The sequence below is a fragment of the Cryobacterium sp. PAMC25264 genome (assembly GCF_019443325.1).
GTDB lineage: Bacteria > Actinomycetota > Actinomycetes > Actinomycetales > Microbacteriaceae > Cryobacterium.
Genome location: NZ_CP080383.1, coordinates 2,104,015 through 2,126,600 on the forward strand (window position 1 = coordinate 2,104,015; position 22,586 = coordinate 2,126,600).

General features: G+C 69.5%; 21 protein-coding genes and 1 tRNA gene. 8 read left to right on the forward strand and 14 right to left on the reverse strand.

The genetic code is table 11. The features are described from left to right. Positions 1–32 precede the first annotated feature (32 nt). Together KY500_RS09695 and greA are read left to right on the forward strand one after the other, a co-directional pair. Entirely contained in the window at positions 33–428 is a 396-nt protein-coding gene (locus tag KY500_RS09695) for a DUF4307 domain-containing protein (protein ID WP_219900390.1), read from the forward strand. Positions 429–598: 170 nt separating this feature from the next. Next, positions 599–1,087 carry a transcription elongation factor GreA gene (gene greA, locus KY500_RS09700; RefSeq protein ID WP_066596572.1) on the forward strand — a complete coding sequence of 163 codons (489 nt, stop codon included), beginning with the start codon at positions 599–601 and terminating at the stop codon, positions 1,085–1,087. Between the two features lie 24 nt (positions 1,088–1,111). On the opposite strand, the gene ilvA is transcribed toward greA, so the two are convergent. From ilvA to KY500_RS09730, 6 genes are read right to left on the reverse strand one after another with little or no spacing between them, the layout of a single operon-like run. Beyond that, positions 1,112–2,356, reverse strand: coding sequence for a threonine ammonia-lyase (ilvA, locus tag KY500_RS09705; protein ID WP_219900391.1), 1,245 nt, complete (start codon positions 2,354–2,356; stop codon positions 1,112–1,114). Continuing rightward, the gene (locus KY500_RS09710) at positions 2,353–3,672 is read right to left on the reverse strand and encodes an AI-2E family transporter (RefSeq protein ID WP_255579137.1); all 1,320 of its coding nucleotides are present in this window, start codon (positions 3,670–3,672) and stop codon (positions 2,353–2,355) included. The genes ilvA and KY500_RS09710 overlap by 4 nt, the downstream gene beginning before the upstream one ends. Before the next feature lie 9 nt (positions 3,673–3,681). Then, positions 3,682–4,809, reverse strand: a complete 1,128-nt coding sequence (locus KY500_RS09715) for an ABC transporter ATP-binding protein (protein ID WP_219900392.1) — start codon at positions 4,807–4,809, stop codon at positions 3,682–3,684. Then, positions 4,806–5,654, reverse strand: a complete 849-nt coding sequence (locus tag KY500_RS09720; RefSeq protein ID WP_219900393.1) for an ABC transporter permease — start codon at positions 5,652–5,654, stop codon at positions 4,806–4,808. The genes KY500_RS09715 and KY500_RS09720 overlap by 4 nt, the downstream gene beginning before the upstream one ends. Then, positions 5,651–6,604 carry an ABC transporter permease gene (locus KY500_RS09725; RefSeq protein ID WP_370626788.1) on the reverse strand — a complete coding sequence of 318 codons (954 nt, stop codon included), beginning with the start codon at positions 6,602–6,604 and terminating at the stop codon, positions 5,651–5,653. The genes KY500_RS09720 and KY500_RS09725 overlap by 4 nt, the downstream gene beginning before the upstream one ends. Then, positions 6,501–7,640, reverse strand: coding sequence for an ABC transporter substrate-binding protein (locus KY500_RS09730; protein WP_219900394.1), 1,140 nt, complete (start codon positions 7,638–7,640; stop codon positions 6,501–6,503). Before KY500_RS09730 ends, KY500_RS09725 begins: the two co-directional genes overlap by 104 nt. 123 nt (positions 7,641–7,763) lie before the next feature. Here KY500_RS09730 and KY500_RS09735 point away from each other — a divergent pair, with 123 nt between their 5' ends. The 3 genes from KY500_RS09735 to KY500_RS09745 all read left to right on the forward strand — a co-directional run bounded on the left by KY500_RS09735 (position 7,764) and on the right by KY500_RS09745 (position 10,583). Further along, positions 7,764–8,975, forward strand: coding sequence for a winged helix-turn-helix domain-containing protein (locus KY500_RS09735; RefSeq protein WP_219900395.1), 1,212 nt, complete (start codon positions 7,764–7,766; stop codon positions 8,973–8,975). Between the two features lie 313 nt (positions 8,976–9,288). Beyond that, positions 9,289–9,501: a hypothetical protein gene (locus tag KY500_RS19280; protein WP_255579138.1), complete on the forward strand. Its 213-nt coding sequence runs from the start codon at positions 9,289–9,291 to the stop codon at positions 9,499–9,501. 17 nt (positions 9,502–9,518) lie between these two features. Next, positions 9,519–10,583 (forward strand): DDE-type integrase/transposase/recombinase, encoded by a 1,065-nt coding sequence (locus tag KY500_RS09745; protein WP_219900397.1) that lies wholly within the window; start codon positions 9,519–9,521, stop codon positions 10,581–10,583. On the opposite strand, the gene KY500_RS09750 is transcribed toward KY500_RS09745, so the two are convergent. Both KY500_RS09750 and KY500_RS09755 read right to left on the reverse strand, forming a co-directional pair. Further along, positions 10,580–11,464 carry a M48 family metalloprotease gene (locus KY500_RS09750; RefSeq protein WP_219900398.1) on the reverse strand — a complete coding sequence of 295 codons (885 nt, stop codon included), beginning with the start codon at positions 11,462–11,464 and terminating at the stop codon, positions 10,580–10,582. The two genes, KY500_RS09745 and KY500_RS09750, sit on opposite strands and share 4 nt — an antisense overlap. Positions 11,465–11,510: 46 nt before the next feature. Then, the gene (locus KY500_RS09755) at positions 11,511–12,077 is read right to left on the reverse strand and encodes a LemA family protein (protein WP_219900399.1); all 567 of its coding nucleotides are present in this window, start codon (positions 12,075–12,077) and stop codon (positions 11,511–11,513) included. A gap of 185 nt (positions 12,078–12,262) precedes the next feature. Between KY500_RS09755 and KY500_RS09760 the strand changes: the two genes are divergently transcribed. Continuing rightward, positions 12,263–12,991, forward strand: a complete 729-nt coding sequence (locus tag KY500_RS09760; protein WP_219900400.1) for an ABC transporter ATP-binding protein — start codon at positions 12,263–12,265, stop codon at positions 12,989–12,991. Next, a complete protein-coding gene (locus tag KY500_RS09765; protein WP_219900401.1) occupies positions 12,991–13,725 on the forward strand; it encodes an ABC transporter permease in 735 nt (244 codons plus the stop codon). Before KY500_RS09760 ends, KY500_RS09765 begins: the two co-directional genes overlap by 1 nt. A gap of 71 nt (positions 13,726–13,796) precedes the next feature. Here KY500_RS09765 and KY500_RS09770 read toward each other — a convergent pair whose 3' ends face one another. Genes KY500_RS09770 through KY500_RS09785 form a run of 4 tightly spaced genes read right to left on the reverse strand, consistent with a single transcriptional unit; the run spans position 13,797 to position 18,457 of the window. Further along, positions 13,797–15,233: a glycoside hydrolase family 1 protein gene (locus KY500_RS09770; RefSeq protein WP_219900402.1), complete on the reverse strand. Its 1,437-nt coding sequence runs from the start codon at positions 15,231–15,233 to the stop codon at positions 13,797–13,799. Continuing rightward, a complete protein-coding gene (locus KY500_RS09775) occupies positions 15,230–16,540 on the reverse strand; it encodes a D-arabinono-1,4-lactone oxidase (RefSeq protein ID WP_219900403.1) in 1,311 nt (436 codons plus the stop codon). The genes KY500_RS09770 and KY500_RS09775 overlap by 4 nt, the downstream gene beginning before the upstream one ends. Then, positions 16,537–17,781, reverse strand: coding sequence for an alanine racemase (locus tag KY500_RS09780; protein WP_219900404.1), 1,245 nt, complete (start codon positions 17,779–17,781; stop codon positions 16,537–16,539). Before KY500_RS09780 ends, KY500_RS09775 begins: the two co-directional genes overlap by 4 nt. 40 nt (positions 17,782–17,821) lie before the next feature. Next, the gene (locus KY500_RS09785) at positions 17,822–18,457 is read right to left on the reverse strand and encodes a TetR/AcrR family transcriptional regulator (RefSeq protein ID WP_219900405.1); all 636 of its coding nucleotides are present in this window, start codon (positions 18,455–18,457) and stop codon (positions 17,822–17,824) included. A gap of 299 nt (positions 18,458–18,756) precedes the next feature. Here KY500_RS09785 and KY500_RS09790 point away from each other — a divergent pair, with 299 nt between their 5' ends. Next, complete coding sequence (locus KY500_RS09790) at positions 18,757–20,934, forward strand: hypothetical protein (RefSeq protein ID WP_219900406.1); 2,178 nt, start codon at positions 18,757–18,759, stop codon at positions 20,932–20,934. A 27-nt stretch (positions 20,935–20,961) separates the two neighbouring features. On the opposite strand, the gene KY500_RS09795 is transcribed toward KY500_RS09790, so the two are convergent. Together KY500_RS09795 and KY500_RS09800 are read right to left on the reverse strand one after the other, a co-directional pair. Then, positions 20,962–21,035, reverse strand: a tRNA-Leu gene (locus tag KY500_RS09795). Positions 21,036–21,096: 61 nt separating this feature from the next. Then, the gene (locus tag KY500_RS09800) at positions 21,097–22,548 is read right to left on the reverse strand and encodes an NAD(P)/FAD-dependent oxidoreductase (RefSeq protein WP_219900407.1); all 1,452 of its coding nucleotides are present in this window, start codon (positions 22,546–22,548) and stop codon (positions 21,097–21,099) included. Positions 22,549–22,586 lie beyond the last annotated feature (38 nt).

Consider the following 22,586-nt stretch of genomic DNA (forward strand, 5'->3'; position numbering starts at 1 on the left):
CGTTGAAGAGTGAGTGTGGAGTCTGAGTGGCCGTGAGCAGCAATCTCGACAAACGCTATGGGCGAACCTCCGGCACCCGGCTGCGTGACCGGCGGGTGTTGTGGATCGTCGCGGGCGCGTTCGCGGTGATCCTCACGGCCTGGGTGGTCTGGGCCGGTCTGGACGGCGCCGGGCCCTCGATCGAGGCCAGGGACACCCGGCACAGCATCATCGATGAGAACAACATCAGTGTCACCTTCGAGGTGTCGCTGCCGACCGGGAGCCCCTCCAGCTGCGCGGTGCAGGCCCTCAACGAGAGCTTCACGGTCGTGGGGTGGACGGTCATCGACCTGCCGCCGTCGGACCAGTACACCCGGTCGTTCACCGAGGTGTTGCACACCACCGAACTGAGCAATACCGGATTGATTTACCGCTGCTGGTTGACCTAGACTGATGTATTCGCCCTGACAGTAGTCGGGGCGTCAGTTGTATTACAGCTGAACCCGGCCCACGGCCGCCACAGCCCAGGGCCGCCACAGCGACTGCTGTCGCCCTGCGGCGGTACCATCGGCGCACTATCTGCCGGCGCTTGACCGATCCGCACGAGAAGGAGAGAACCATGACTACCGAAACTTCGGTCACCTGGCTGACCCAGGAGGCCTACGACCGCCTCGCTGCGGAGTTGGACACTCTCAGCACCGTCGCGCGGGTGGACATCGCCAACAAGATCGAGTCCGCCCGGTCCGAGGGCGACCTCAAGGAGAACGCCGGCTACCACGCGGCCAAGGAAGAGCAGGGCAAGATGGAGGCCCGCATCCGCACGCTCACGCTGCTGCTGCGCACCGCCGAGGTGGGCCACGCCCCCGAGAGCAAGGGCGTCGTCGAGCCCGGCACCATCATCACCGCCACGATCGCGGGCGACGAGAGCCGCTTCCTCATCGGCAGCCGCGAGATCGCCGGAGACAGCGACCTCGACGTGTACAGCGAGAAGAGCCCGCTGGGCGAGGCCATCATCGGCCTCAAGGTCGGCGCGAAGACGAGCTACGAGACCCCCAACGGCAAGCAGATCGCCGTCGAGATCCACCTCGTGGAGACCTTCACCGGCTAAGGGACCGGTTCTCGCCCGCGCTCTCTAGTCCGTACGCGGGTCGTACCCGGCTGCGCGCAACGTGTCGACGACGTGCTGGCGGTGCTCAGGACCCCGGGTCTCCACGCTGATGTCGATCTCGACCTCGCTGATCTGGATGCCCACGCCGTGCCGGGTGTGCAGCACCTCGATGACGTTGGCCCGTGCCTCGGCCAGCAGCTCGGAGATGCGGGCGAGCTGGCCCGGACGGTCCGGCAGCATGATGCGCAGGGTGAGGTACCGGCCGGAGGCGGACAGGCCGTGGCTGATCACGCGCTGCATGAGCAGCGGGTCGATGTTGCCGCCGGAGAGCATCGCCACGGTGGGACCTGATCCGGTGATCTTGCCGGCCAGGATGGCGGCCACCGAGACGGCGCCGGCCGGTTCGACGACGAGCTTGGCGCGCTCGAGCAGTACCAGCAGGGCCCGGGCCATGTCGTCTTCGCTCACGGTGACGATCTCGTCGACGGCGTCGCGGATGATGTCGAAGTTCAGCAGTCCCGGCTTGGCCACGGCGATGCCGTCGGCCATGGTCGGGGTGATGTCGATCGCGAGAGCTTCGCCGGCCGCGAGGGACGGCGGGTAGGCGGCCGCGTTCTCGGACTGCACCCCGATCACGCGGATCTTGCGGCCGTTCCGGGCCGCGTACTGCTTGAGCACGCTGGCCATGCCGGCCGTCAGGCCACCGCCGCCGATCGGCACGATGACCGTCTCGAGGTCGGGCACCTGATCGAGGATCTCCAGGCCGAGGGTGCCGGCGCCGGCGACGACATCCGGGTGATCAAACGGCGGGATCAGGATCGCGCCGGTCTCCCGGGCGTATTCGGCGGCGGCCAGGAGCGGTTCGGTGACGGTGTGGCCGCGGAGGATCACCTGGGCGCCGTAGTCACGGGTGGCCTGCAACTTGGGCAAGGCCACGCCGACGGGCATGAAGATGGTGGCCTCGATGCCGAGTTCCCGGGCCGCGAAAGCGACTCCCTGGGCATGGTTGCCGGCGGAGGCGGCGACGACGCCGCGGGACTTCTCATCGTCGGTGAGCTTGGAGAGCCGGTTGTAGGCGCCGCGGATCTTGTACGACCCGGTGCGCTGCAGGTTCTCGCACTTGAGGTACACCGGCGAGCCCAGAATCGTGGAGAGGTACCGGGAGCTTTCCATCGGTGTCACGTCGGCCACGCGGGCCACCACGATGCGGGCGGCCTCGAAGTCGGCAAGGGTCGGACCGATCAGCAGGTCAGTGGGAGTGTCTGTCATGAACTGGTCTCTCGTGATCGGGTGTTCGACGCGGCGGGCAGCGCACGCGGCTGCCGGAAACCCGGCCGCTGCGGAACGGTCTGCCACAGCACCGACCCGGCTGGTGCGCCGGCCTGGGGCACTCCCCCGCGCCAGGCGCCGCTATGGATGTAGCTGATCATAACGTTCAGCACGGCCGCCACGGGCACCGCGAACAGGGCGCCGGGGATGCCGGCCAGCAGCGCGCCGGCGGCGACGACGAGAACGACGCCCAGCGGGTGCACCTTCACGGCGGTGCCCATGATGAGCGGCTGCAGCACGTGCCCCTCGATCTGCTGCACCAGCAGCACCACGCCGAGCATGAGCAGGGCGACGAACCAGTCGTTGAACACCAGCGCGATGAGCACCGCGACGGCGCCCGTCGCGACGGCGCCGACGATCGGGATGAACGAGCCGAGGAAGACCAGGACACCGATCGGGATCGCCATGGGCACCCCGAGGATCGCGGCGCCCGCGCCGATGCCGATGGCGTCGATCGTGGCCACCAGGATCTGCACCCGGGCGAAGTTGCCCAGAGTCGTCCAGCCGGCGGCCCCGGCGCCGGCCACGGCGGCCCGGGCCCGACGCGGGAAGATCCGTACGATCCAGTTCCAGATGCCGGCACCGTCGATGAGGATGAAGAGCAGGCTGAACAGGGTCAACAACAGGCCCGTGGCCAGGTGCCCCAGAGAGGAACCGAGCGAGAGGGCGCCGCTGATGAAGATCTGGCTATCCGCCTGCAGAGCCGTGACGGCCTGGTTGAGATAGCCGGTGATCTCGGCGTTGCTCAGCTGCAGCGGCGAGGTCGCCAGGGCCTGGGTGAGGTTCGCGTAGGAGGCGGCGAACCGCTCGCTCAGGCCCGCCGAACCCGACGCGATCTGCGTCACGGCCAGCGTGACCAGACCCGCGATGACGGCGAGGGTGCCGATCAGCGCCACGGCCACGGCGATCCCCTTGGGCCAGCGGTGCCGGGTGAGGAAGGACACCAGGGGAACCAGCAGGGCCGACACCAGCACCGCCACCAGGAGCGGGATCACGATGAAGCGCAGCTGCACCACCAGGAAGAGCAGCACCGCGATGGCGCCGGCGATCACGAGCAACCGCCAGGACCAGGCGCCCGCGAGGCGAAGGCCCGTGGGAATGTTCTCGTCGACCCCGTTGGGCGCGTCGGCGGCGACACCGTGTGCGGGAACCGGCTGCACCGCCACCCCCGCGGCGGGAACGATTCCGCGAGCAGCCCCACGCGGGGGTCCGTTTCGACGCCCGAACCAACCGGTCTTTCCCGACGATGTGTTCACCGAAACAGTCTAAGACGGCGTCGGCCGTGCACTGGTCGTGTCGACACCGTCCGGGTCGACCGGCACCGGGGCACCGGAGAAGCGCACGACAACCCGTTCCCCCGGCTCCGGGCGCTCCCGGACGTCGTGCTGCACGACGACGGTGCCACCCTGCTCGAGCAGCACGCTCGTGCGCCGCAACGAGCCGAGGAAGCTGGAGAGCAGCACGGTGCCGGCGAGGCTGTCACCGGGCAGGCCGGCCGCGGCCAGTGTGAGGTCTTCCGGCCGCACGAAGACCTGCACCGGGCCATCCGCCTGGGACGGGTCGAGCAACGGCAGGGTGATACCGTGCACCTCGGCGAAGCCGTGCCGCACCACGCCGGCCATCCGGTTGCTCAGCCCCACGAAGTCGGCGATGAACGGTGTCGCTGGCCGGGTGTAGAGCTCCTCCGGCGTGCCGACCTGTTCCAGCCGGCCGTCACGCATCACCGCGACCCTGTCGGCCACGGCGAGGGCCTCATCCTGGTCGTGGGTCACGAAGAGCGTCGTGATGCCCAGTTCCGTCTGGATGCGCCGGATCTGCTCGCGCAGCCCCACCCGCACCTTGGCGTCCAGGGCCGACAGGGGTTCGTCCAGCAGCAGCACCCTGGGCTGTGTGACGAGCGCCCTGGCCAGGGCCACCCGCTGCTGCTGACCGCCGGAGAGCTGGTGGGCGAACCTGTCGTAGTGGGCGTCCAGGCCCACCATGGCCAGCGCCGCGGCGGCGCGCTCGCGGCGCTCGACGGCCGGCACCCGGCGCATCCGCAGGCCGAACTCGACGTTCTCGCCCGCGCTCAGGTGCGGGAACAGGGAGTAGGACTGGAACACCATGCCCATGTCGCGCCGGCTGGTGGCCAGGCCCGAGACGTCGTCGCCGTTGATCAGGATGCGTCCGGCGTCGGTCGATTCCAGCCCGGCCAGCACCCGCAGGGCCGTGGTCTTGCCGCTGCCGCTGGGGCCCAGCAGCGCGACGAGTTCGCCGGCAGCGAGGGTGAGATCAAAATCGGTCAGGGCGAGGTGGGTGCCGTAGCGTTTGGTCACCCCGGTGAACTCGACGACCGAACCGGTGCGGGTCTGCCCGGTCTTGGTCGGAACCGTGGTCAGGCTCGATGTGGTCATGGGGTGTCTCCGCTTCGGGTGAGTGGTGTCGGGGCGGCCGCCGCTGTGCTCCGGCGCCGCTCGCTGCCCAGCCGGCCGATGGCCAGCAGCAGCACGAAGGCCGCCAGCAGTGCCAGGAGCGAGAGGATCACGGCACTGTACGGGTCGTTTTTACCGACCACCACGAGGGCGGTCTGCAGGTTCACCCGGCTGAGCAACGATGCGATAGTGAATTCGCCCAGCACCACGGCCACGGCGATGAACGACCCGGCCAGGATGCCGCGTCGGAGGTTGGGCACCAGAACCCGCAGCAGCACGCTGGCCCAGCCGGCGCCGAGAGTGCGCGCCGCTTCGCTGAGGGTGCGCACGTCGACGCCGTCGAGGTTGGCCTGGATGGCCCGGTACGCGAACGGCAGCACCGTGATGCCGTAGGCGAACGCCAGCGTCCAGACGCCGCTGCCGGCGAACCGGGCCACGACCGAGAAGACCGGGGCGAGGCCAACGACGAGCACGATGGCCGGGATGGAGATCGGCAGGATGCAGATGATCTCCAGCACTCGGCGCAGCTGCGGGAACCGGATGTGCACGAGCAGCATGGTCGGCACCAGTAGCACGAGCACGATCGCCACGGTGCCCAGCGCCAGGCCGAGGGAGTTGCCGAGCGCGGCGAGAACGGGGCGGTAGGCGCCGGTGAGGCCGCCCTGGAACAGGTCCGTCCAGCGGTGCAGGTCGTAGCCGCCTTCGAGGCCGCGGCGGAGGGTGAACTCGACCATGGCGAGGATGGGGATCGCGAAGACCAGACCGACGGAGACGAGGATCACGGTGCGCGTGAGCCGGGTGGGCGCGTGCGCCACCTGGCCGCTCATCGCTGCCACCGGGCCGCGCGAGACGCCAGCCGTGCGTAACCGGTCATGACGACGCTCATGACGATGATCATTCCGAGCGCAAGGGCCCCGGCCAGGTTCTCCCGGCCGAGCATCGTTTCGCTCGTCAACGCCGAGCGGATCTGCAGCGGCACGATCTGAGCGCCCTGGCTGATCAGGGTGGCTGCCGTCGCGTACGAGGAGAACGCGTTGGCGAACAGGAGCAGCAGGCTACCCAGGAACGACGGTGCGAGCACCGGCAACGCGATCCGCAGCCAGTAGCTGCGTGCCGTGCCGCCGAGTGTGGCGTTGGCTTCCGCCCAGGTCACCTTGAGCGACGCGAGCGCGGGCATGAACGTGATCACCATGAGGGGAACCTGGAAGTAGATGTAGGGCAGCACCAGGCCGGGCAGTTCGTACAACCACACGCCATCCGCGAAGATGTCGATGCCGAACGTGTCGCGCAGCAGCACGGTGACCATGCCCTGGATGCCGATGGTCGCGGTGAACGCGAAGGCCAGCATCGCGCCACCGAACTGGGCGATCACGCTGCTGAGCGAATCGACCGTGGAGCGCAGCGCGCCGTCCGGGCGGGCGCCGAGCAGCGCGTAACAGACGAGCGCGCCCAGCACCGCCCCGATCACGGCGGTGAGGGCGGACAACCAGACCGAGCTGCCGAAAGCGTTGAGCACGATCGGGTTTCCCAGTGCGGCGAGGGTCTCGAGGGTGAAGCCGCCGTCGGCACCGATGAACCCGGTGCCGACCGCGATCAGGGTCGGCAGCGCGAGGAAGAGCAGCACATACACCGCGAACGGCAGCAGCCCGAGGGCTGCTGCCGGTGCACGGAACCTACTGGACAGCCGCTGCCCACTTCTCGCCGAGAAGCGTCGCCGCGGCCTCGCTCTGAGCGGCCGTGGGCACCACGGTGGTGTCCGGAACGGTCGGGAGCGCATCGAAGAGCTTCGTGTCGATGGTCCCAGCGTCGGCCATGGCATCGGCGCGGGCCGGGCGGGCACCGCCGGCGAGCCAGAGGTTCTGGGCGTCGTCGCTGTAGAGGAATTCCTGCCAGAGACGCGCAGCCGCCGGGTGCGGCGCATCCTTGTTGATCGCCTGGTTGTAGTAGCCGGCGTATCCGGTGCCGGGGAAGACCACGACCTCCCAGTTACGCTCACCGGCCAGCTGGGTGCCGTAGCCCACGTTGAGGTAGTCCCAGTCGAAGACGACGGGAGTTTCGCCCGACGCGATGGTGGCGGGGGTCGGGTCGATCTTCACGAGGTTGCCGGCCGCGTTGAGGTCGCCGAAGAAGTCGATGCCGGCCTGGAAGTCGTCCACCGACCCTTTGTTCTGCACGGCGGCCATGCCGACGGCGGCGAAGGCCGCACCGGCCTGGGTGGGGTCGCCGTTGATGGCGACCTTGCCCTTGTAGTCCGCTCCGAGCAGGTCGCTGAGCTTGGTCGGCGCCGGAACGGCGTCGGGGTCGTAGCCGACGGCCATGTATCCGCCGTAGTCGCCCACGTACAGGCCGCTTTCCTCCTTGAGGGCGTCGGGGATGTCCGACCAGGTCGCCACCTGGTAGGGCGCGAACTGGTCGGTGTTCGCCAGCGCGACGGCCAGGCCGAGGTCGAACACGTCGGGGGCTGTGTCCTGGCCGGCCAGGTTCTGGGCCGCCTGGATCTCCTCGGCGCTGGAGCCGTCGGGGGCGGACTCGGTGATGGTGATGTCGGGGTACTTCTCGGCGAAGAGGTCGAGGACCGCGCCGTAGTTGGCCCAGTCCCGCGGCAGGGCGATGACGTTCAGGGCGCCCTCGGTGTTGGCAGCGGCCTCGAGAGCGGCCAGGTCGCCGAAGGCGGAGACGCTCGTCGCGGTGGCGGCGTCGACGGCGCCGTCGGTGCCGGTCGCCTCCGCCGTGCCGCTCGCGCAGCCGGTGAGGGTGAGGGCGACGATGGCGGTCGCCGCAATGGTGGCGGCCAGGGTTCGGGTGGTAAGCACGGTTCCTCCGTTGTGAGCTGGGTGGTCGCTGAGCAGACTAGGAGCGGTGGATGGACCCGATGCGCCCTGGTGCTGAACACAGCGTGAACGTCGGATGTCGTCGCCCGCCGGTAGTGTCGAGGCGTGCTCCAGACGATCTCCCCCGCTCTCGCCCGCCGTGTGGCGCTCGCCGCCCAGGGCTTCGGCCGTCCGGCTCCGGCCGCCGTCGGCATCCGTCAGCTCGGCGCCCTCGTTCAGCGCCTGGGCCTGCTGCAGATCGACTCGGTCAACGTCTTCGAGCGCAGCCATTACGTGCCCGCATTCAGCCGTCTGGGCCCGTACGACACGGCCCAGCTCGACCGGCTCAGCAGCGGTGCGAGCCCCCGGCTGACCGAATACTGGGTGCACGAGGCGTCGCTGATTCCCGTGGAGGACTGGCCGCTGTTCCGGTGGCGCATGCAGGCCTACCGGGACAAGGCTGCCGCAGACGACGCGCACTGGTCGCAGGCGAACGCACCCATGTTGGCGTGGCTGCTGGGCGAGCTGGCGGCGAACGGCCCCATGCGTGCCAGCGCCATCGAGCACGACGCCAACCGGCGCAGCGGCCCGTGGTGGGGCTGGTCAGACGTGAAGATCGGCCTGGAGACGCTGTTCCGCTGGGGCGATGTGGTCAGCGGCGGCCGCCAGCGGTTCGAGCGGGTCTATGCGCTGCCCGAGCAGGTGTTTCCGACGGCGCTGCTCGACAGGCAGGTGCCGGCGGCCGACGCGCACCGCGCGCTCATCTCTCAGGCGGCGCGGGCGCACGGCATCGGCACGGTGAAAGACCTGGCCGACTACTTCCGGCTGCGCACCGAACCCGCCAGGGCCGCGATTGCCGAGCTCGAAGACGCCGGGGAGCTGCTGCGGGTGCAGGTACCCGGCTGGGGCCGCGGTGGCGCGCCGGGCGACGCCTGGCTGCACCGAGACGCCCGGCTCCCCCGGCGCATCGATGCCGCAGCGGTGCTCAGCCCGTTCGACCCGGTGGTCTGGGAGCGGGCGCGGGCGCTCCGCCTCTTCGGCTTTCACTACCGCATCGAGATCTACACGCCCCAGGACAAGCGCCAGTTCGGCTACTACGTGCTGCCGGTGCTGCTGGGAGACACCATCGTCGGCCGGGTCGACCTCAAGAACGACCGGCAGGCCGGGGTGTTGCGCGTGCAGGCCAGTTGGGCCGAGCCGGGAGCCCCGGCGGACACCGCGGCCCGCCTGGCCGACGTGTTGCGGAGCACCGCGGCATGGCAGGGCCTGTCCGGCATCGAGGTGGTGCCGCGCGGCACCCTCGCCGCCGCCCTGTCGGCCGAGCTGTCCCGCGGCTGAGCTGACCCTCATCTGTTCCCCGTGCGGACAAGTGCATCCGGCGTACCGGGTGCACTTGTCCGCTTCCCCTCTGCGTCAATCTGGTTGTGAGTCAGTTCACGATCAGTAGGAGGCAAAGGAAATGTCTATATCTCCAGGGTTTACCGCGGTGGAGATCCGCGCGTTTGTTCATGAGTACGACGGGTTGGCGTATGGGCGGAAACGTCCGTGGCTGGAGGAGCAGGGCTTGTCACGAAATGTGTTGGCTCGGTGGCGGGACACGGTGTACGCGGGCGATCTCGATCGTGGGTTGATTCCGCGAGAGGGTAGTTCCATGACTATTCCACCGGGTAAGCGCAGTGCGCTGGAGAAGACGCGTGCGGCTGAGCAGGCCAGGCACGAGGCTGAAGTTGCTGAGTTGATCGCGCGGGTGCGTGAGTTGGAGGGCAGCAACAACGCGTTGGGAAAAGCTATCGGGCTCTTGCACTCGCTGAGCGAGGAAGAGCCCGCAGATACCCCGACGACGCCCGATCGGCCCAATTCCTGACCCAGGAGAACGAGCTCGTGGCCGAGCTGACACGCACGACGGGCTCGCAACGCCGCGCGTTGGCGATGGCTGGCGTCGGCCGTTCGACGTGGCAGTACCGGCTCAGGCCTCGCGCCCGGGTGCCTGAGCCGGTGCTGCAGCAGGACCGCGCCTATCTGTCTCGCATCCCCTCAACCGATCGGGCGACGATCGCCGCGAAGATCACCACGGGCTGGAAGGCCGGGCATTCGGTTGATCACACGTTCGCGTCGACTTGGGACGACGGCGTGATGCTCGCCGGGCGCCGGTCGTGGTGGCGCATCGCTGCCGATATCGAGGACCAGAGCGCCCGCCCACTCGTTCCCACCAGGCGCGGATCGCGAACGCCCCGGGACACGCCCGTGCTGATCGCGACCGGGCCGAACCAGGTGTGGTCGTGGGACATCACCGACCTGCGCTGCCCGTGGCGGGGCAAAGCGTTCAAGGCGTACTCGATCATCGACATCTACTCCCGCAAAATCATGGGCTCCCGCGTCGAAGACCGCGAGAACGACGACTTCGCGGTGGACATGTTCAAGACCGCGTTCCAGCACCATGGCAGCCCCGAGTTCGTCCACGCCGACAACGGCTCCGCGATGCGCTCGAACAAACTCGCCAATCTCCTCGTAACGCACAAAGTCGCCAAGACACACAACCGGCCCTACGTCTCGAACGACAACCCGTTCTCCGAGTCCGAGTTCCGCACCATGAAATACCGGCCCAACTACCCCGGCACCTTCGAAACCCTCCAAGCCGCACGTGACCACCTTGCGGACTACGTGCCCTGGTACAACACGAACCACAGACACTCCGGCATCGCGTTGTTCTCACCCCAGCAGGTCCACGACGGCACCTGGCGACACGTTCACCGCATCCGTGACCGCGCCCTGCAGCGCTACCACCGGCAGCACCCAGAACGATTCCGCGCCCGGCCGACAACACCCGCACCCGCCGGCACCGTCGGAATCAACATCCCAAAGAAACCGTCAATATCTAACCCAAGTGACTCCACACAGCTTGACATCGCGCGTTCGGCAACAGTTGGGTCAGGCAGCGCTGGTTAGAACTTGCTGCCCATCGCGTGCAGGCGCTCGATGCGCTCGTTCAGCGGCGGGTGGGTCGCGAAGAGCTTGTCCATCACGCCGGGCTTGAGCGGGTCGGCGATCCACAGGTGCGCCATCGAGGTGTTCTGCTTCCTCATCGGGCGACCGTATTCCCCCAGCTTGGCCAGGGCGCTTGCCAGGGCATCCGGCTGCCGGGTGGTCAGCGCGCCCGTCGCATCCGCCAGGTACTCGCGCTGACGCGACACGGCGAGTTGCACGACCGACGCGATCAGCGGGGCCACGACCATGGCGACCAGGCCGAAGACCAGCACGATCGGGTTGCCGTTGTTGTTGTTGCCGCGACCGAAGAAGGCCATCCGCAGGAAGATGTCGGAGATGAACCCGACGGCCACGACCAGCCCGAACACGATCATCGACACGCGAATGTCGTAGTTCCGCACGTGTCCGATCTCGTGGGCCATGACACCCTCGAGCTCGGCGTCATCCATGATGTCGAGCAGCCCGGTCGTCGCCGCCACGATGGCGTGCTTCGGGTCACGGCCGGTGGCGAAGGCGTTGGGCGCCGGGTCGTTGATGATGTACACCTCGGGCATGGGCGTTCCCGTGGTGATCGACAGGTTCTCCACGATGCGCCACAGCCTCGGGTGATCGGTGACGCTGTTCACTCGGATGCCGCCGCTCATGGCGATGGATTGGCGTCCGGCGGCGAAGTACTGGATGAGCGCGTACCCGCCGGCGATGACCAGGGTGAGGATGAGAACGCCGGGCCCCTGCACACCGTAGGCCGCTCCGGCCAACCAGCCCAGCCCGGAGATGATCACCAGGAACAGCACGATGATGACGACGGTGTTGCGTTTGTTTCGCGCGATTGCGCTATACATGGATCCTCTTCGAACTAGTGATCAGAACAGCACGTGGTGAGAATTCTCAGAACTGCACACGCGGCGGCTCTGCGATGGCAGCGGCATCGCTGACCTCGAAGAACTCGCGCTGGGTGAAGCCGAGGTTCTTGGCGAACAGGTGGTTCGGGAAGACCTGGATCTTGGTGTTCAGCTCGCGCACGCCACCGTTGTAGAACCGGCGGGAGGCCTGGATCTTGTCCTCGGTGTCGACCAGTTCGCCCTGCAACTGCAGGTAGTTCTGGCTGGCCTGCAGCTGCGGGTATGCCTCGGCGACCGCGAAGATGCTCTTGAGTGCGGTCTGCATGTGGTTCTCGGCTGCGGCGGCGTCGACCGGGCCCTGCGCGGACAGCGTCTCGGCGCGGGCCTTGGTCACGTTCTCGAAGACGGACTTCTCGTGCGCAGCGTAGCCCTTGACCGTTTCGATCAGGTTGGGAATCAGGTCGGCACGACGCTTGAGCTGCACGGTGATGTCGCTCCACGCTTCGTCCACCCGCACCTTGAGCGTGATGAGCGAGTTGTAGGTGGCCCACAGATAGATACCCGCGACGACCACGAGTACAACAACGATGAGGACCGGAATAAGCCATTCCATGGCAGCGTCTCCTTGCGATTGAACGTGCGTTTCAGCCGTGCGCCGGGGCGGACCGCTGCAGCATGTGTGCGATTCAGCACAATCATAACGAAGCTCGCTGGGGCTCCCATGTGCTTCCCATGACACTCCAAGGAATCCCACCGCCGACGCGTGACTTAATGCCCTGACCGGCGAATAATCCAGGTATGGAGCAGTCGGAACGCCCAGCGGCGATCGAGGTGCGCAGCCTGCGCACCCGACGGGGCTCGCAGCAGGTCCTGCGGGGCCTGGACGTCACCGTCCCGGCCGGCCTCGTGGTGGGTTTGATAGGTCCGAGCGGGTCGGGCAAGACCACTCTGATGCGGGCCATCGTGGGGGTGCAGATCGTGGAATCCGGCACCGTGACCGTACTCGGCCGACCGGCCGGCACCGCGACCCTGCGCCGCCTGGTGGGCTACGTGACCCAGGACGCGAGCGTCTACGACGACCTCACGGTGCGGCAGAACCTGGACTACTTCCGGGCCGTGCTGGGCGCGAGCCGCGGTGACGTGGCGCGGGTCATCGAAGCGACGGACCTGGGCGCGAATTCCGGCCGGTTGGCCGGGTCGCTCTCCGGCGGACAGCGCAGCCGGGTGTCCCTCGCGGTGGCGCTGCTCGGCTCGCCCGAACTCCTGGTGCTCGACGAGCCCACGGTGGGCCTGGACCCGGTGCTCCGCCGCGACCTGTGGGAGCTCTTCCACGGGCTCGCCGCCGCGGGGACGAGCCTGTTGGTCTCCAGCCATGTGATGGACGAGGCCGCCCGATGCGACCGGCTGCTGCTGATGCGGGATGGCGCACTCCTGGCCGACGACACCCCGGCCGGGCTGCTCACCGCCACGGCGACCACCGACATCGAGGCGGCCTTCCTGACCCTGATCATGCGCGGGGAACGGTGATGACGCCGTCCCGCACCCTCGCGACCGCCGGTCGGGTGCTCACCCAGATCCGGCACGATCCGCGCACGATCGTGCTCCTACTGGTGGTGCCGAGCCTGTTGATCGGCCTGGTGGCCTGGATCTTTTCGGACACCCCGGTGTTCGAGTCCGTCGGGCCGGCCATGATCGCGCTGTTCCCGTTCATCGTGATGTTCCTGGTCACCAGCATCACCACCCTGAGGGAGCGGCGCACCGGCACGCTGGAGCGGCTGCTGTCGATGCCGCTCGGCCGCGGCGACTTCATCGTGGGGTACGCGCTGGCCTTCGGACTACTCGCGGTGCTGCAGTCGAGCATCGCGGGCCTCTACGCCGTGCTGGTCTGCGGGCTGACCATCTCCGGGCCGATCTGGTTGCTGCTGCTCGTCGCCGTGGCGGATGCCGTGCTGGGCACCACCCTGGGCCTGCTGGCCAGCGCGTTCGCGCGCACCGAGTTCCAGGTGGTGCAGTTCATGCCGGTGCTGGTATTCCCGCAGATCCTGCTCGGCGGGATCTTCCTGCCACGCGACCAGCTGCCGGATGTGCTGCAGTCGATCGGCGACGCCCTGCCGCTCTCGCACGCCATCGACGCGCTCGAGGCCGTGGCCTCCGGCAGCCAGGACACCGGCTATGTGCTCGGCGAACTGCTCGTGATCCTGGGCTGGATCGTCGGCGCGGTGGTGCTGGGCTCGGTCACCCTGCGCCGCCGCACCCCCTAGTCCAGTCCGCGAACTGTGAGTTAAGCACGCCCCCGGGCACTTTTTGGGGGCTTAAGTCACAGCTCGCGTCACTAGCGGGAGCTCAGGACGTGCTGCAGCCAGGTGTAGGACAGCTTGGGGGTGCGGGGGCGGGCTGGATCGGTGACGTCCACGTACACCAGGCCGAAGCGCTGGGTGTAGCCCGCCTCCCACTCGAAGCCGTCCAGCAGCGACCGCACCAGGTAGCCGCGCAGGTCGACGCCTTCGGCCGGCCCGCCAGGCGCCACGGCCTCAACGGCCGCGAGCAGGTGCTCGGCCAGATAGTCGATGCGGGCCAGGTCGGTGACCTCGCCGCGCACGTCGGCACGGTCGGGGAATCCGGCCCCCGCGGTGACATAGACGGGCGGCAGGGCTTCGTTGTAGCGGTCGCGCAGTTCGGTCAGGGCCACCGCGAGGTATTCCGGCGCTATGGGCACGCCGAAACCGGTGGCCGGATGCTCGCGGAAGACCTCGGTGTGGAATGGGAGCCGGTTCAGGGCGGGGCCGGTCCCGTCCTCTCCGACCGGCCCGCGAGCTCCGGCAGCGATGCGGGTGGGCTGGGAGTAGCTCAGGCCGTAGAAGTCCAACGGCTGATGGATGGTGCGGAGGTCGTCGGGTTCGATTTCGTGCAGCATCCGCAGTTCGGTCTCGAACTCGCCGGCCGGGTCGGGGTAACGGCCGAGCAGCACGGGGTCGGCGACGAGCCGGTTCTGCAGCAGGTCGTAGAGCGTCGCGGCCGTGCGGTCGGCCTCCCGGTCGGTGGCGCTCTGCACGGGGGTGTGCGCGTTGGTGATGCCGATGCGGCCGCGCACGTCGGCGGCGCGCAGGCCCTGCACGGCGAGGCCGTGGCCGAGCAGCTGGTGGTGGGCGGCCGGCAGCGCGTCGAAGAGCAGGGTCTGCCCCGGCGCGTGCACGCCGATCGCGTACCCGTTGAACATCACGGTCGCCGGTTCGGTGAGGGTGACCCAGGCGTCGATCCGATCGCCGAACAGCTCGCCCATCTGGTAGGCGTAGTCGCCGAACCGCCAGGCGGTGTCCCGGTTCAACCACCCGCCGGCCAGGGCCAGGGGGATGTCCCAGTGCGACAGTGCGGCCATCGGGCTGATGCCGGTGCCGAGCAGCTCGTCCAGCAGGCGGTCGTAGAAGGCCACCCCGGCGCGGTGGAGCGCACCGCGTCCGTCGGGCTGCAGGCGCGGCCAGGCGAAGGAGAACCTGTAGAGGTCGGCGCCGAGTTCGCTGAGCAGCGTGACGTCGTCGCTGAGCTTGCCGATGTGGTCGGCCGACACCGACGCGTTCTGGCCGTCGAGGATGCGCCCGCCCTGCCTGGTGAAGGCGTCCCAGCTGGACTCGCCCCGGCCGCCGTCGCGGGCGCCGCCCTCGATCTGGAAGGCGGAGGACGACGCGCCGATCTGGAATCCGGTGGGCAGCCGGTCTCCCAGCTCCCCCGCCCGGTGCTGCCAGGCGCGGGACGCCGGGGTGTTACTGCTCATCGGCCGAGGACTCTTTCCAGGTAGCGGTTACTGAATCGACGCTCCGGATCGAGCCGGTCCCGCACAGCGAGGAAGTCGTCGAAGCGGGGGTAGACCGCGCGGAGGGCATCCGCGTCGAGGTCGTGCATCTTCCCCCAGTGTGGGCGTCCGCCGTGCGCCTGCATAATCGCCTCGACATCCGCGAAGTATTTCCCGGGGTTCTCCCGGAAGTAGCGGTGCACCGCGATGTAACCGGTGGCCCGGTCGTGAGCGGTGGAGAGCCAGATGTCGTCGGCCGCGGCGGTGCGCACCTCGAGGGGGAAGGAGATGCGCCAGCCGCGCTTCTGGATGAGGGCACGCACCTCGCGCAGCACCTCGGACACCTGCTCCAACGGCACGGCGTATTCCATCTCGTGGAAGCGCACCGACCGGTGTGTGATGAACACCCGGTGGGAGAGATCGGTGAAGTCCCGGTGTCCCGTGAGCCGGTCCGCGAGCCGGTTGACCCTGGGCACCAGGGGTGGCACGATCACGCCGGCCGCACAGGTGGCGCGGTACACGCCGTTGGCGATCAGTTCGTCGTCGATCCAGCGGCTCACCCGGCCGAGCGGCGCCCGGCCCGCGGAGAGCGGCTGCCGGGTGTTGGTCTTGGTGAGCACCGTCTCGGTGTGCGGGAACCAGTAGAACTCGAAATGATCGGCCGCGCCGCTGCGTTCGGCGAAGGCATCCAGCACAGCCTCGAAGGGTTCGGGGGTTTCGACGGCGTGCAGCAGGAAGGCCGGCACGCACTGCACGGTGAGGTCGACGAGGATACCGAGGGCGCCCAGGCCCAACCGCACCGCCGGGAGCAACTCGGGGTTCTCGGTTTCGCTGACGTGCACCAGTGCGCCGTCGCCGACGACGAGGGTCACCGCCACGATCTGGGCGGCCAGGCCGCGGAACCGGGAGCCGGTGCCGTGGGTGCCGGTGGAGGTGGCCCCGGCGAGGGTCTGCCGGTCGACGTCGCCCATGTTCTCCAGCGCGAGTCCGTACGGTTTCAGCAGCGCGGGTAGCTCGTGCAGGTGGGTTCCGGCGGCCAGCGTCACCCGGCCGGCGGCCTCATCGACGTGCAGCACGCCGGAGAAGGCCAGGTCGAGTTGCACTCCGGGTGCCACGGCGATGCCGGAGAAGCTGTGCCCGGCGCCCACCGCCTTGATCCGGGTGCCGGACCGGGCGGCGGCGAGCACGGCGCGTTGCACGGCACCGGTGCTGGTGGGCCGCTCCACCCGGGCCGGAACCACGGCCTGGCTGCGCGACCAGTTGCGCCACGTGGCGCCGGTGGCGGTCACAGGAAGGCCTTGCCTTCGCCGCGGTAGGTGGGCAACATGTCGATCACCATACCGTTGTCGACGAGCGCGAACTCGTTGATGTGCTCGCTGAGTTCGCCGGATTTGGTGTGCCGCAGCCAGACCCGGTCGCCCACCCGCAGCCGACCGGCGGCCGAGCCGGTGACGGGCGATTGCACCTCCCCGGCCATCTCGCGCGGCACCAGGCTCAGTCCCTCCGGCCAGACCAGTCGGGGCGTGCGGTCCGCACCGGGCGGGCCTGACGCGATCCAGCCGCCGCCGAGCAGGGTGGCGGATTCCGCGGTGGGCTTCCGCACGACGGAGAGCGCGAACGCGGCCGCCGGCGCCGGCCGGAAGCCGGAGTAGTTGTCGAACAGGTGGCCGCCGAAGAACCCGCTGCCGGCGGCGATGTCGGTCACCGAACTGTCGGCGTGGGTGCTCTCGAGCGACCCGGTGCCGCCGCCGTTGACGAACTCCAGGTCCGCCACCTGGCGCACGGCCGCGACGGCGGCGGCGCGGCGGTCGGTGATGTCCAGGATCGACCGGTTGCGCACCCAGCCGTTCAGGCGGCCCCGCACCGGGTGACCCTCCGGCCGGTCGCCGAGCCCGGCGATCTGCGCCTCATAGGCCATCAGGCCCACCAGGTCGAAGCCGGGCCGGGACACGATAGCGACCGCCAACGCCCTGGCGTCCTCCGGGGTGTGCACGGGCGACCGCCACACGCCCAGGTGGCCGAGCACCGGTGCGTTCCAGGAGGCGTCCAGCTCGAGGCAGACGCGGATGCGTTCGCGCTCTGCCGGCGGAAGCACGGAGTCGATCACGTCGAGGTGGTCGATCGAATCGACCATCAGGGTCACCCGTCCGGCCAGGTCGGCCGACCGGCCGAGCCGCCGGATGGCGGTGAGGTCGGCGCTCGGGTAGCCGACCACGATGTCGTCGAGGGTCTCCGCCAGCCACAGGGCCTCGGCGAGGGTGTACGCCAGCACGCCGCGGTAGCCGGGCAGCGCGAGCACGGCCTCGAGCACGCCGCGCACCCGCAACGACTTGCTGGCCACCCGGATCGGCGAGCCGGCTGCGCGGCCCAGCATGTCGTGGGTGTTGTGGCGGAGCGCCCCGAGGTGCAGGGCCCCGACCGGGGTGTCGAGGCCCCGGGTGGCCTCGGTGAGGCCCGGCCAATAGCTCGCCGGGGTGAGCCACGGCGCGGCGACCGGGGCGTTCGGGTCACGGGACAGGTCCAGGCTCATCGGCGTACCGCTTTCGTTCTGGTCGGGGCGCTCAGGCGGGTCATTGTGGGGATACTCCCGCCGGTCGGCCCAGCCCGGCGAGGGTGTCGGCGGCCAGGTCGATCAACGCGCTCGTGGCGCGTTCATCGCGGTCGACCAGCCAGGCGATCGTGAGGCCGTCGGTGAGCGATACGAGCAGGCGGGCGAGGTCGGGAAGCGGGTGCACCCAGTGCGTTCCGCTGCGCGCGGCGGCCGAGTCCAACGCTTCGGCGGCCAGGGCGTGGTAACGCTCATACTGCAGGCGGGCCAGGGGCTGCATCGACGGGGAGCGCAGGGCCCACTGGGTGAGCTCCAGCATCGCCTTCTCCCGGAGCGGGTCGGCCGCCAGGTGGTCGACGTAGCGCTGCAGGCCCTCGCGGAGGATCCGGCGGAGGGGTGCGGGCTCTGCCTGCCCCGCCGGGTCCGTCGGATCGGCGAGGACGGCGGCGCCCTCCTGGGCGACGACCCGGCGGATGAGTTCGGCCATCAACTCGTCGCGACTCGCAAAGGCATAGTGGAAACTCGCCAGCGACATACCGGCCTCCGCCACGATGGCGCGTGTGGTGGCCTGGGCCACGCCGCGCTCGGCGACGACCCGCAGGGCGGCATCCACCAGGATGCTGCGCCGTTCGACAGCGGGAATCCGCGTCATCGTCATCTGACCACCTCACTGGAGCTGTCGGGAACGTCGTCGTCCGCGGGCAGACTGCACTGGGGCAGATGACCCAGTCGACAGTATGGCGTACCGACCGCCCGGAGGGACAGATCGGCGCGAAAAACCGGCGCGGGTAACAACGCGGGTAACAAGTGGGCTGCGATCGCCCCGCGTGGGCGCGCCACATTGACAATCGCGGCGCGGCCCCCTGAAATAGTCTGAGGGGGTCCATGATCACGTCACGCCGTTCCAGCGCGCACGGGTCGCTCGATCGATCCCGGCGGCGTGTCCGGTGCGCCCCGATGCTCTTCGTCGCGGTCCTGCTGGCTGCCCTCGTGGTGGTCCCCCTCGTCGGTGCGGTCTCGCCCGCGGCGGCTGTGACCCGGGCCGAGGTTGTCGAACCCACCGAAACGACCGAACCGACCCCGCAGGACAGCACGACCCCCACGCCGTCCCTGGCTCCGTTGGAGTCCGACACCCCGTCTCCCAGTCCAGCGCCCGCCGCACCGACCATCGACAGCCCCGCGCCGGGTAGCTTCGTGGGCGGCAGCGTCAGCGTCGGCGGCAGCCGCGACCCGGGCCAGAAGATCCAACTGCTCTCGCCCAACGGCGGCGACCCGCTGTGCTTGATCGAGCCGGACGGCAGCTCCACCTGGCAGTGCGGCGTCCGGCTGCCGAGCGGACCCGATGTGACGTTGCGGGCCGTCGTCGAGGGCGACTCCGGTCTCGCCGCGACCATCTCGGTGCGGGTGCTGCAGCCGCCGACCGTCACGGGCGGGCCCACCGGAACGTCCTCCTCGAACGGCCTCGTGCGCGGCACCGGCTACCCGGGAGCCACCGTCACGGCCGTCCTCGCCAGCGGCCAGAGCTGCACCTTCACCGTCGACGGATCCGGCGCCTGGGCCTGCCTGATGCAGGGGCTGGTCAGCGGGCCCGAACAGATCACGGCGTCGCAGCAGACCGGCTTCAGCGCCCCCGATTCCTCCCCGGCCAGCGATCCGGTCACGCTGCAATTCGACGTCGACGCCCCGGCTCCGCCCACCGTCGTGGGCCCGGCGGGCGGCTCTACGGTGCCGTCAGGTGCGCCCTACTTCGGCCAGGGCGAGAACGGCGCTACCGTGACGGTCTTCGCGGGCGCCTACTCCCTCTGCAGCAGCGTCGTCTCCGGCGGTACCTGGTCGTGCACCGAGTCCGGGTCCGGTGTCGCCGACGGCTCCTACGATCTGCGCGCCGTGCAGCAGGATGCCGCGGGCAATGTCAGCGCCGGAATCGCCCCGATCCGGGTCAGTTACGGCACGGCCCCGGTCACTCCCACTCCCCCGGCCGAGACCGTGCCCGCCCCGACCACGGCGCCGCAGCCGACGACGGCCCCCACCCCGGCGCCCACGGACTCGCCGACGCCGACGCCGGCCCCGGCGGTGCCGCCGGGCACTCCGTCGGCCACCCCGCTTCCGGTTCCCAGCACGCCCGACGACGAGGCGGGCGAGCTCCCACCCACCCTCACCGTGCCCGGCGGCTGGAACGACCCCACCCAGTTCAGCACCGCGGTCATCCCACCCTGGACCGTCGCGAGCTTCCCGTGGTTGCAGGCTGGGCTCCTCACCCTGGGCGCGCTGCTGCTCCTCGTGGTGCCGGCGCGCCTGCTGGCCGGCACGGTGTCACGGGCGCGGAACGGACGCCCGCTCTTCCAAACCCACCGGTTCGCCGGGCGCAACCGGGCCAGGGAGGAATTCGAGGTGGCCCCGACCGTGCGGGTGAACCGGTGGGTCGGTGTGGGTGCCGCCATCGCGGCCGCCGCGGTGTTCGTGCTGCTGTCCGGCCCGGTGGCCGCGACCCCGTCGTACCTGCGTCTGCTGCTCGCCGTGGCCCTGGCGCTGGCCGTGGTGAATGCCGCGGCCGCGCTGGTGCCGCAGTGGTGGGGAGCGCGCGCCCTGCACGTCGATGTGGCCCTGACGATCCTGCCGCGTTACCTCGCCGTGATCGCCGTCACCGCCGTCGCGTCCCGGCTTCTCGACCTGCACCCCGCACTGCTGTTCGGTCTGCTGGGCAGCGTGGTCGTGCGCTCAGGACCGGTGTTGGCCCAGCGCGGCCAGCTCGCCGCCATGCGAGCCGGAACCCTGCTGGTGCTCGGCCTGGTGGCCCTGCTCGTGGTGGGCGTGCTGCCGGAACCCGGCGGTTTCATCGGCACCCTGGCGGCCGAGTTCGCCAACACCGTGGTGCTCGTGTCGATCGGCTCGGCCGTCCTGGTGCTCATCCCGCTGGGCAGCACGAGCGGGCGCAGCATCCTGGCCTGGTCGCCGCCGATCTGGGCGGCCCTGACGGTGCCGGCCTGGCTGGCCCTGTCCACCTTGCTCTCGCCCTGGCTCTCGCTCTGGCAGGGCGAAGGGCCGACGGTGCTGATCTGGCTCGCGCTGGCGTTCGCTGTGCTGAGCGTGACCGCGTGGGCCTGGCAGCGGTTCGTGCTGCCGGCGCTGCGCTGACCTGACGCGACGCCGATACGTCTGATGTGCCCCCGCTGGGATTCGAACCCAGACTGTGACGATTTTAAGTCGCCTGCCTCTGCCGGTTGGGCTACGGGGGCACGCCCGGACTAGCCGGGCATCACGAGTGGATGCCGCGCTGGCGCGGCATCCACTGGTGCTTTACGGGGCGGCGACGGTCTCCGTGCCGGACTCGGCTGCAGCGACCTCGACGGGCTTCTTCACGGGCGCCTTGCGCGGTGCGCGCGGAGCCTTCACCGCTGCTGCCGGAGCGGCCGCGGGGGCTGCCGCCGGCGGCTTCGGGCGGGAGGCGAACTCCTCGAACACGGCGCGCGGGGTCTGAACGGCCTCGAGCGAGACGATGTCGCGGCCGAGGAACACGTTCAGGACCCAGCCGGCGACGACGCGGATCTTGCGCTCCCAGCTCGGCATCGCCAGGCCGTGGTAGCCGCGGTGCGCGATCCAGGCCGGGAACCCGGTGATAGCGAAGTTGCCGGACTGGAATGCTCCGACGCCCACACCCAGGCCCGCGACGGCGCCGAGGTTCTTGTGGTTGTAGTCCGCAGGTCCCTCGCCGCGGAGAACCGCGACGATGTTCTTGGCCATGAGCTTGCCCTGGCGCACGGCGTGCTGGGCGTTCGGCACGCAGAAGCCGCCAACGCCGCCGCCGGAGAGGTCGGGGACGGCGGTGATGTCACCGGCGGCCCAGGCGTCGACGACGATCTCGTCCTCGGTGCCCACGCGGAGGTCTGGGCGCACGCGCAGGCGCCCGCGCTCTTCGACCGGCAGGTCGGTGTTGCGCACGACGCCGGGGTTCGCCATCACGCCCGCGGTCCAGACGATCAGGTCGGTCTCGAAGGACTCGCCGGTGGAGAGCTCGATCTTGCCGTCGACGGCGGAGGTGAGCTGGGTGTTCAGGTGCACCTCTGCGCCGCGCTCGGCCAGGTTCTTGATCACCCAGAGGGCGGTCTTCTCGCTCACCTCGGGCATGATGCGTCCCATGGCCTCGATGAGGTGGAAGTGAGTGTCCTCGAACGCGATCTGCGGGTACTTGGTCAGCAGCGAGCTGGCGAACGAACGCAGCTCGGCGAAGACCTCGATACCGGCGAAGCCGCCGCCGATGACCACGAAGGTCAGCAGGCGGTCGCGCTCGGGTCCGGCGGGCAGCTGGGCTGCCTTGTCGAAGTTGGTGAGCACCTTGTCACGGATGGCGACGGCCTCTTCGACCGTCTTCAGGCCGATGGCCTGGTCGGCGACGCCCGGGATCGGGAAGGTGCGGGAGACCGCGCCGGCGGTGACCACGACGATGTCGTAGTCGAACACCCACGGCTCGCCCACGGGCGGCGTGATGGTGGCCTTCTTCTCCGCGTGGTTCACGTTGGTGACCTTGGCGGTGAGGACGTTGGTCTTCTTGAGGTGACGACGGTGCGCGACGACGGAGTGACGCGGGTCGATGGATCCGGCGGCCACCTCCGGGAGGAACGGCTGGTACGTCATGTACGGCAGCGGATCGACCATGGTGACCTCGGCCTCGCCGGGTCGCAGCCACTTCTCGAGCTTCCAGGCGGTATAGAACCCCGCGTAGCCGCCACCGACGATGAGAATTTTGGGCACGATTAGAAGGCCTCCTACAGGATTTGGATACGCGAAAT

Bases quoted from the DNA above. Each gene is read 5' to 3' on its own strand.
- greA (WP_066596572.1), top strand. From the start codon at position 599: ATGACTACCGAAACTTCGGTCACCTGGCTGACCCAGGAGGCCTACGAC.
- ilvA (WP_219900391.1), bottom strand. From the start codon at position 2,356: ATGACAGACACTCCCACTGACCTGCTGATCGGTCCGACCCTTGCCGAC.
- KY500_RS09715 (WP_219900392.1), bottom strand. From the start codon at position 4,809: ATGACCACATCGAGCCTGACCACGGTTCCGACCAAGACCGGGCAGACC.
- KY500_RS09720 (WP_219900393.1), bottom strand. From the start codon at position 5,654: ATGAGCGGCCAGGTGGCGCACGCGCCCACCCGGCTCACGCGCACCGTG.
- KY500_RS09725 (WP_370626788.1), bottom strand. From the start codon at position 6,604: ATGCGCTCCCGACCGTTCCGGACACCACCGTGGTGCCCACGGCCGCTC.
- KY500_RS19280 (WP_255579138.1), top strand. From the start codon at position 9,289: ATGACTATTCCACCGGGTAAGCGCAGTGCGCTGGAGAAGACGCGTGCG.
- KY500_RS09750 (WP_219900398.1), bottom strand. From the start codon at position 11,464: ATGTATAGCGCAATCGCGCGAAACAAACGCAACACCGTCGTCATCATC.
- KY500_RS09755 (WP_219900399.1), bottom strand. From the start codon at position 12,077: ATGGAATGGCTTATTCCGGTCCTCATCGTTGTTGTACTCGTGGTCGTC.
- KY500_RS09760 (WP_219900400.1), top strand. From the start codon at position 12,263: ATGGAGCAGTCGGAACGCCCAGCGGCGATCGAGGTGCGCAGCCTGCGC.
- KY500_RS09765 (WP_219900401.1), top strand. From the start codon at position 12,991: ATGACGCCGTCCCGCACCCTCGCGACCGCCGGTCGGGTGCTCACCCAG.
- KY500_RS09770 (WP_219900402.1), bottom strand. From the start codon at position 15,233: ATGAGCAGTAACACCCCGGCGTCCCGCGCCTGGCAGCACCGGGCGGGG.
- KY500_RS09780 (WP_219900404.1), bottom strand. From the start codon at position 17,781: ATGAGCCTGGACCTGTCCCGTGACCCGAACGCCCCGGTCGCCGCGCCG.
- KY500_RS09785 (WP_219900405.1), bottom strand. From the start codon at position 18,457: ATGACGATGACGCGGATTCCCGCTGTCGAACGGCGCAGCATCCTGGTG.
- KY500_RS09790 (WP_219900406.1), top strand. From the start codon at position 18,757: ATGCTCTTCGTCGCGGTCCTGCTGGCTGCCCTCGTGGTGGTCCCCCTC.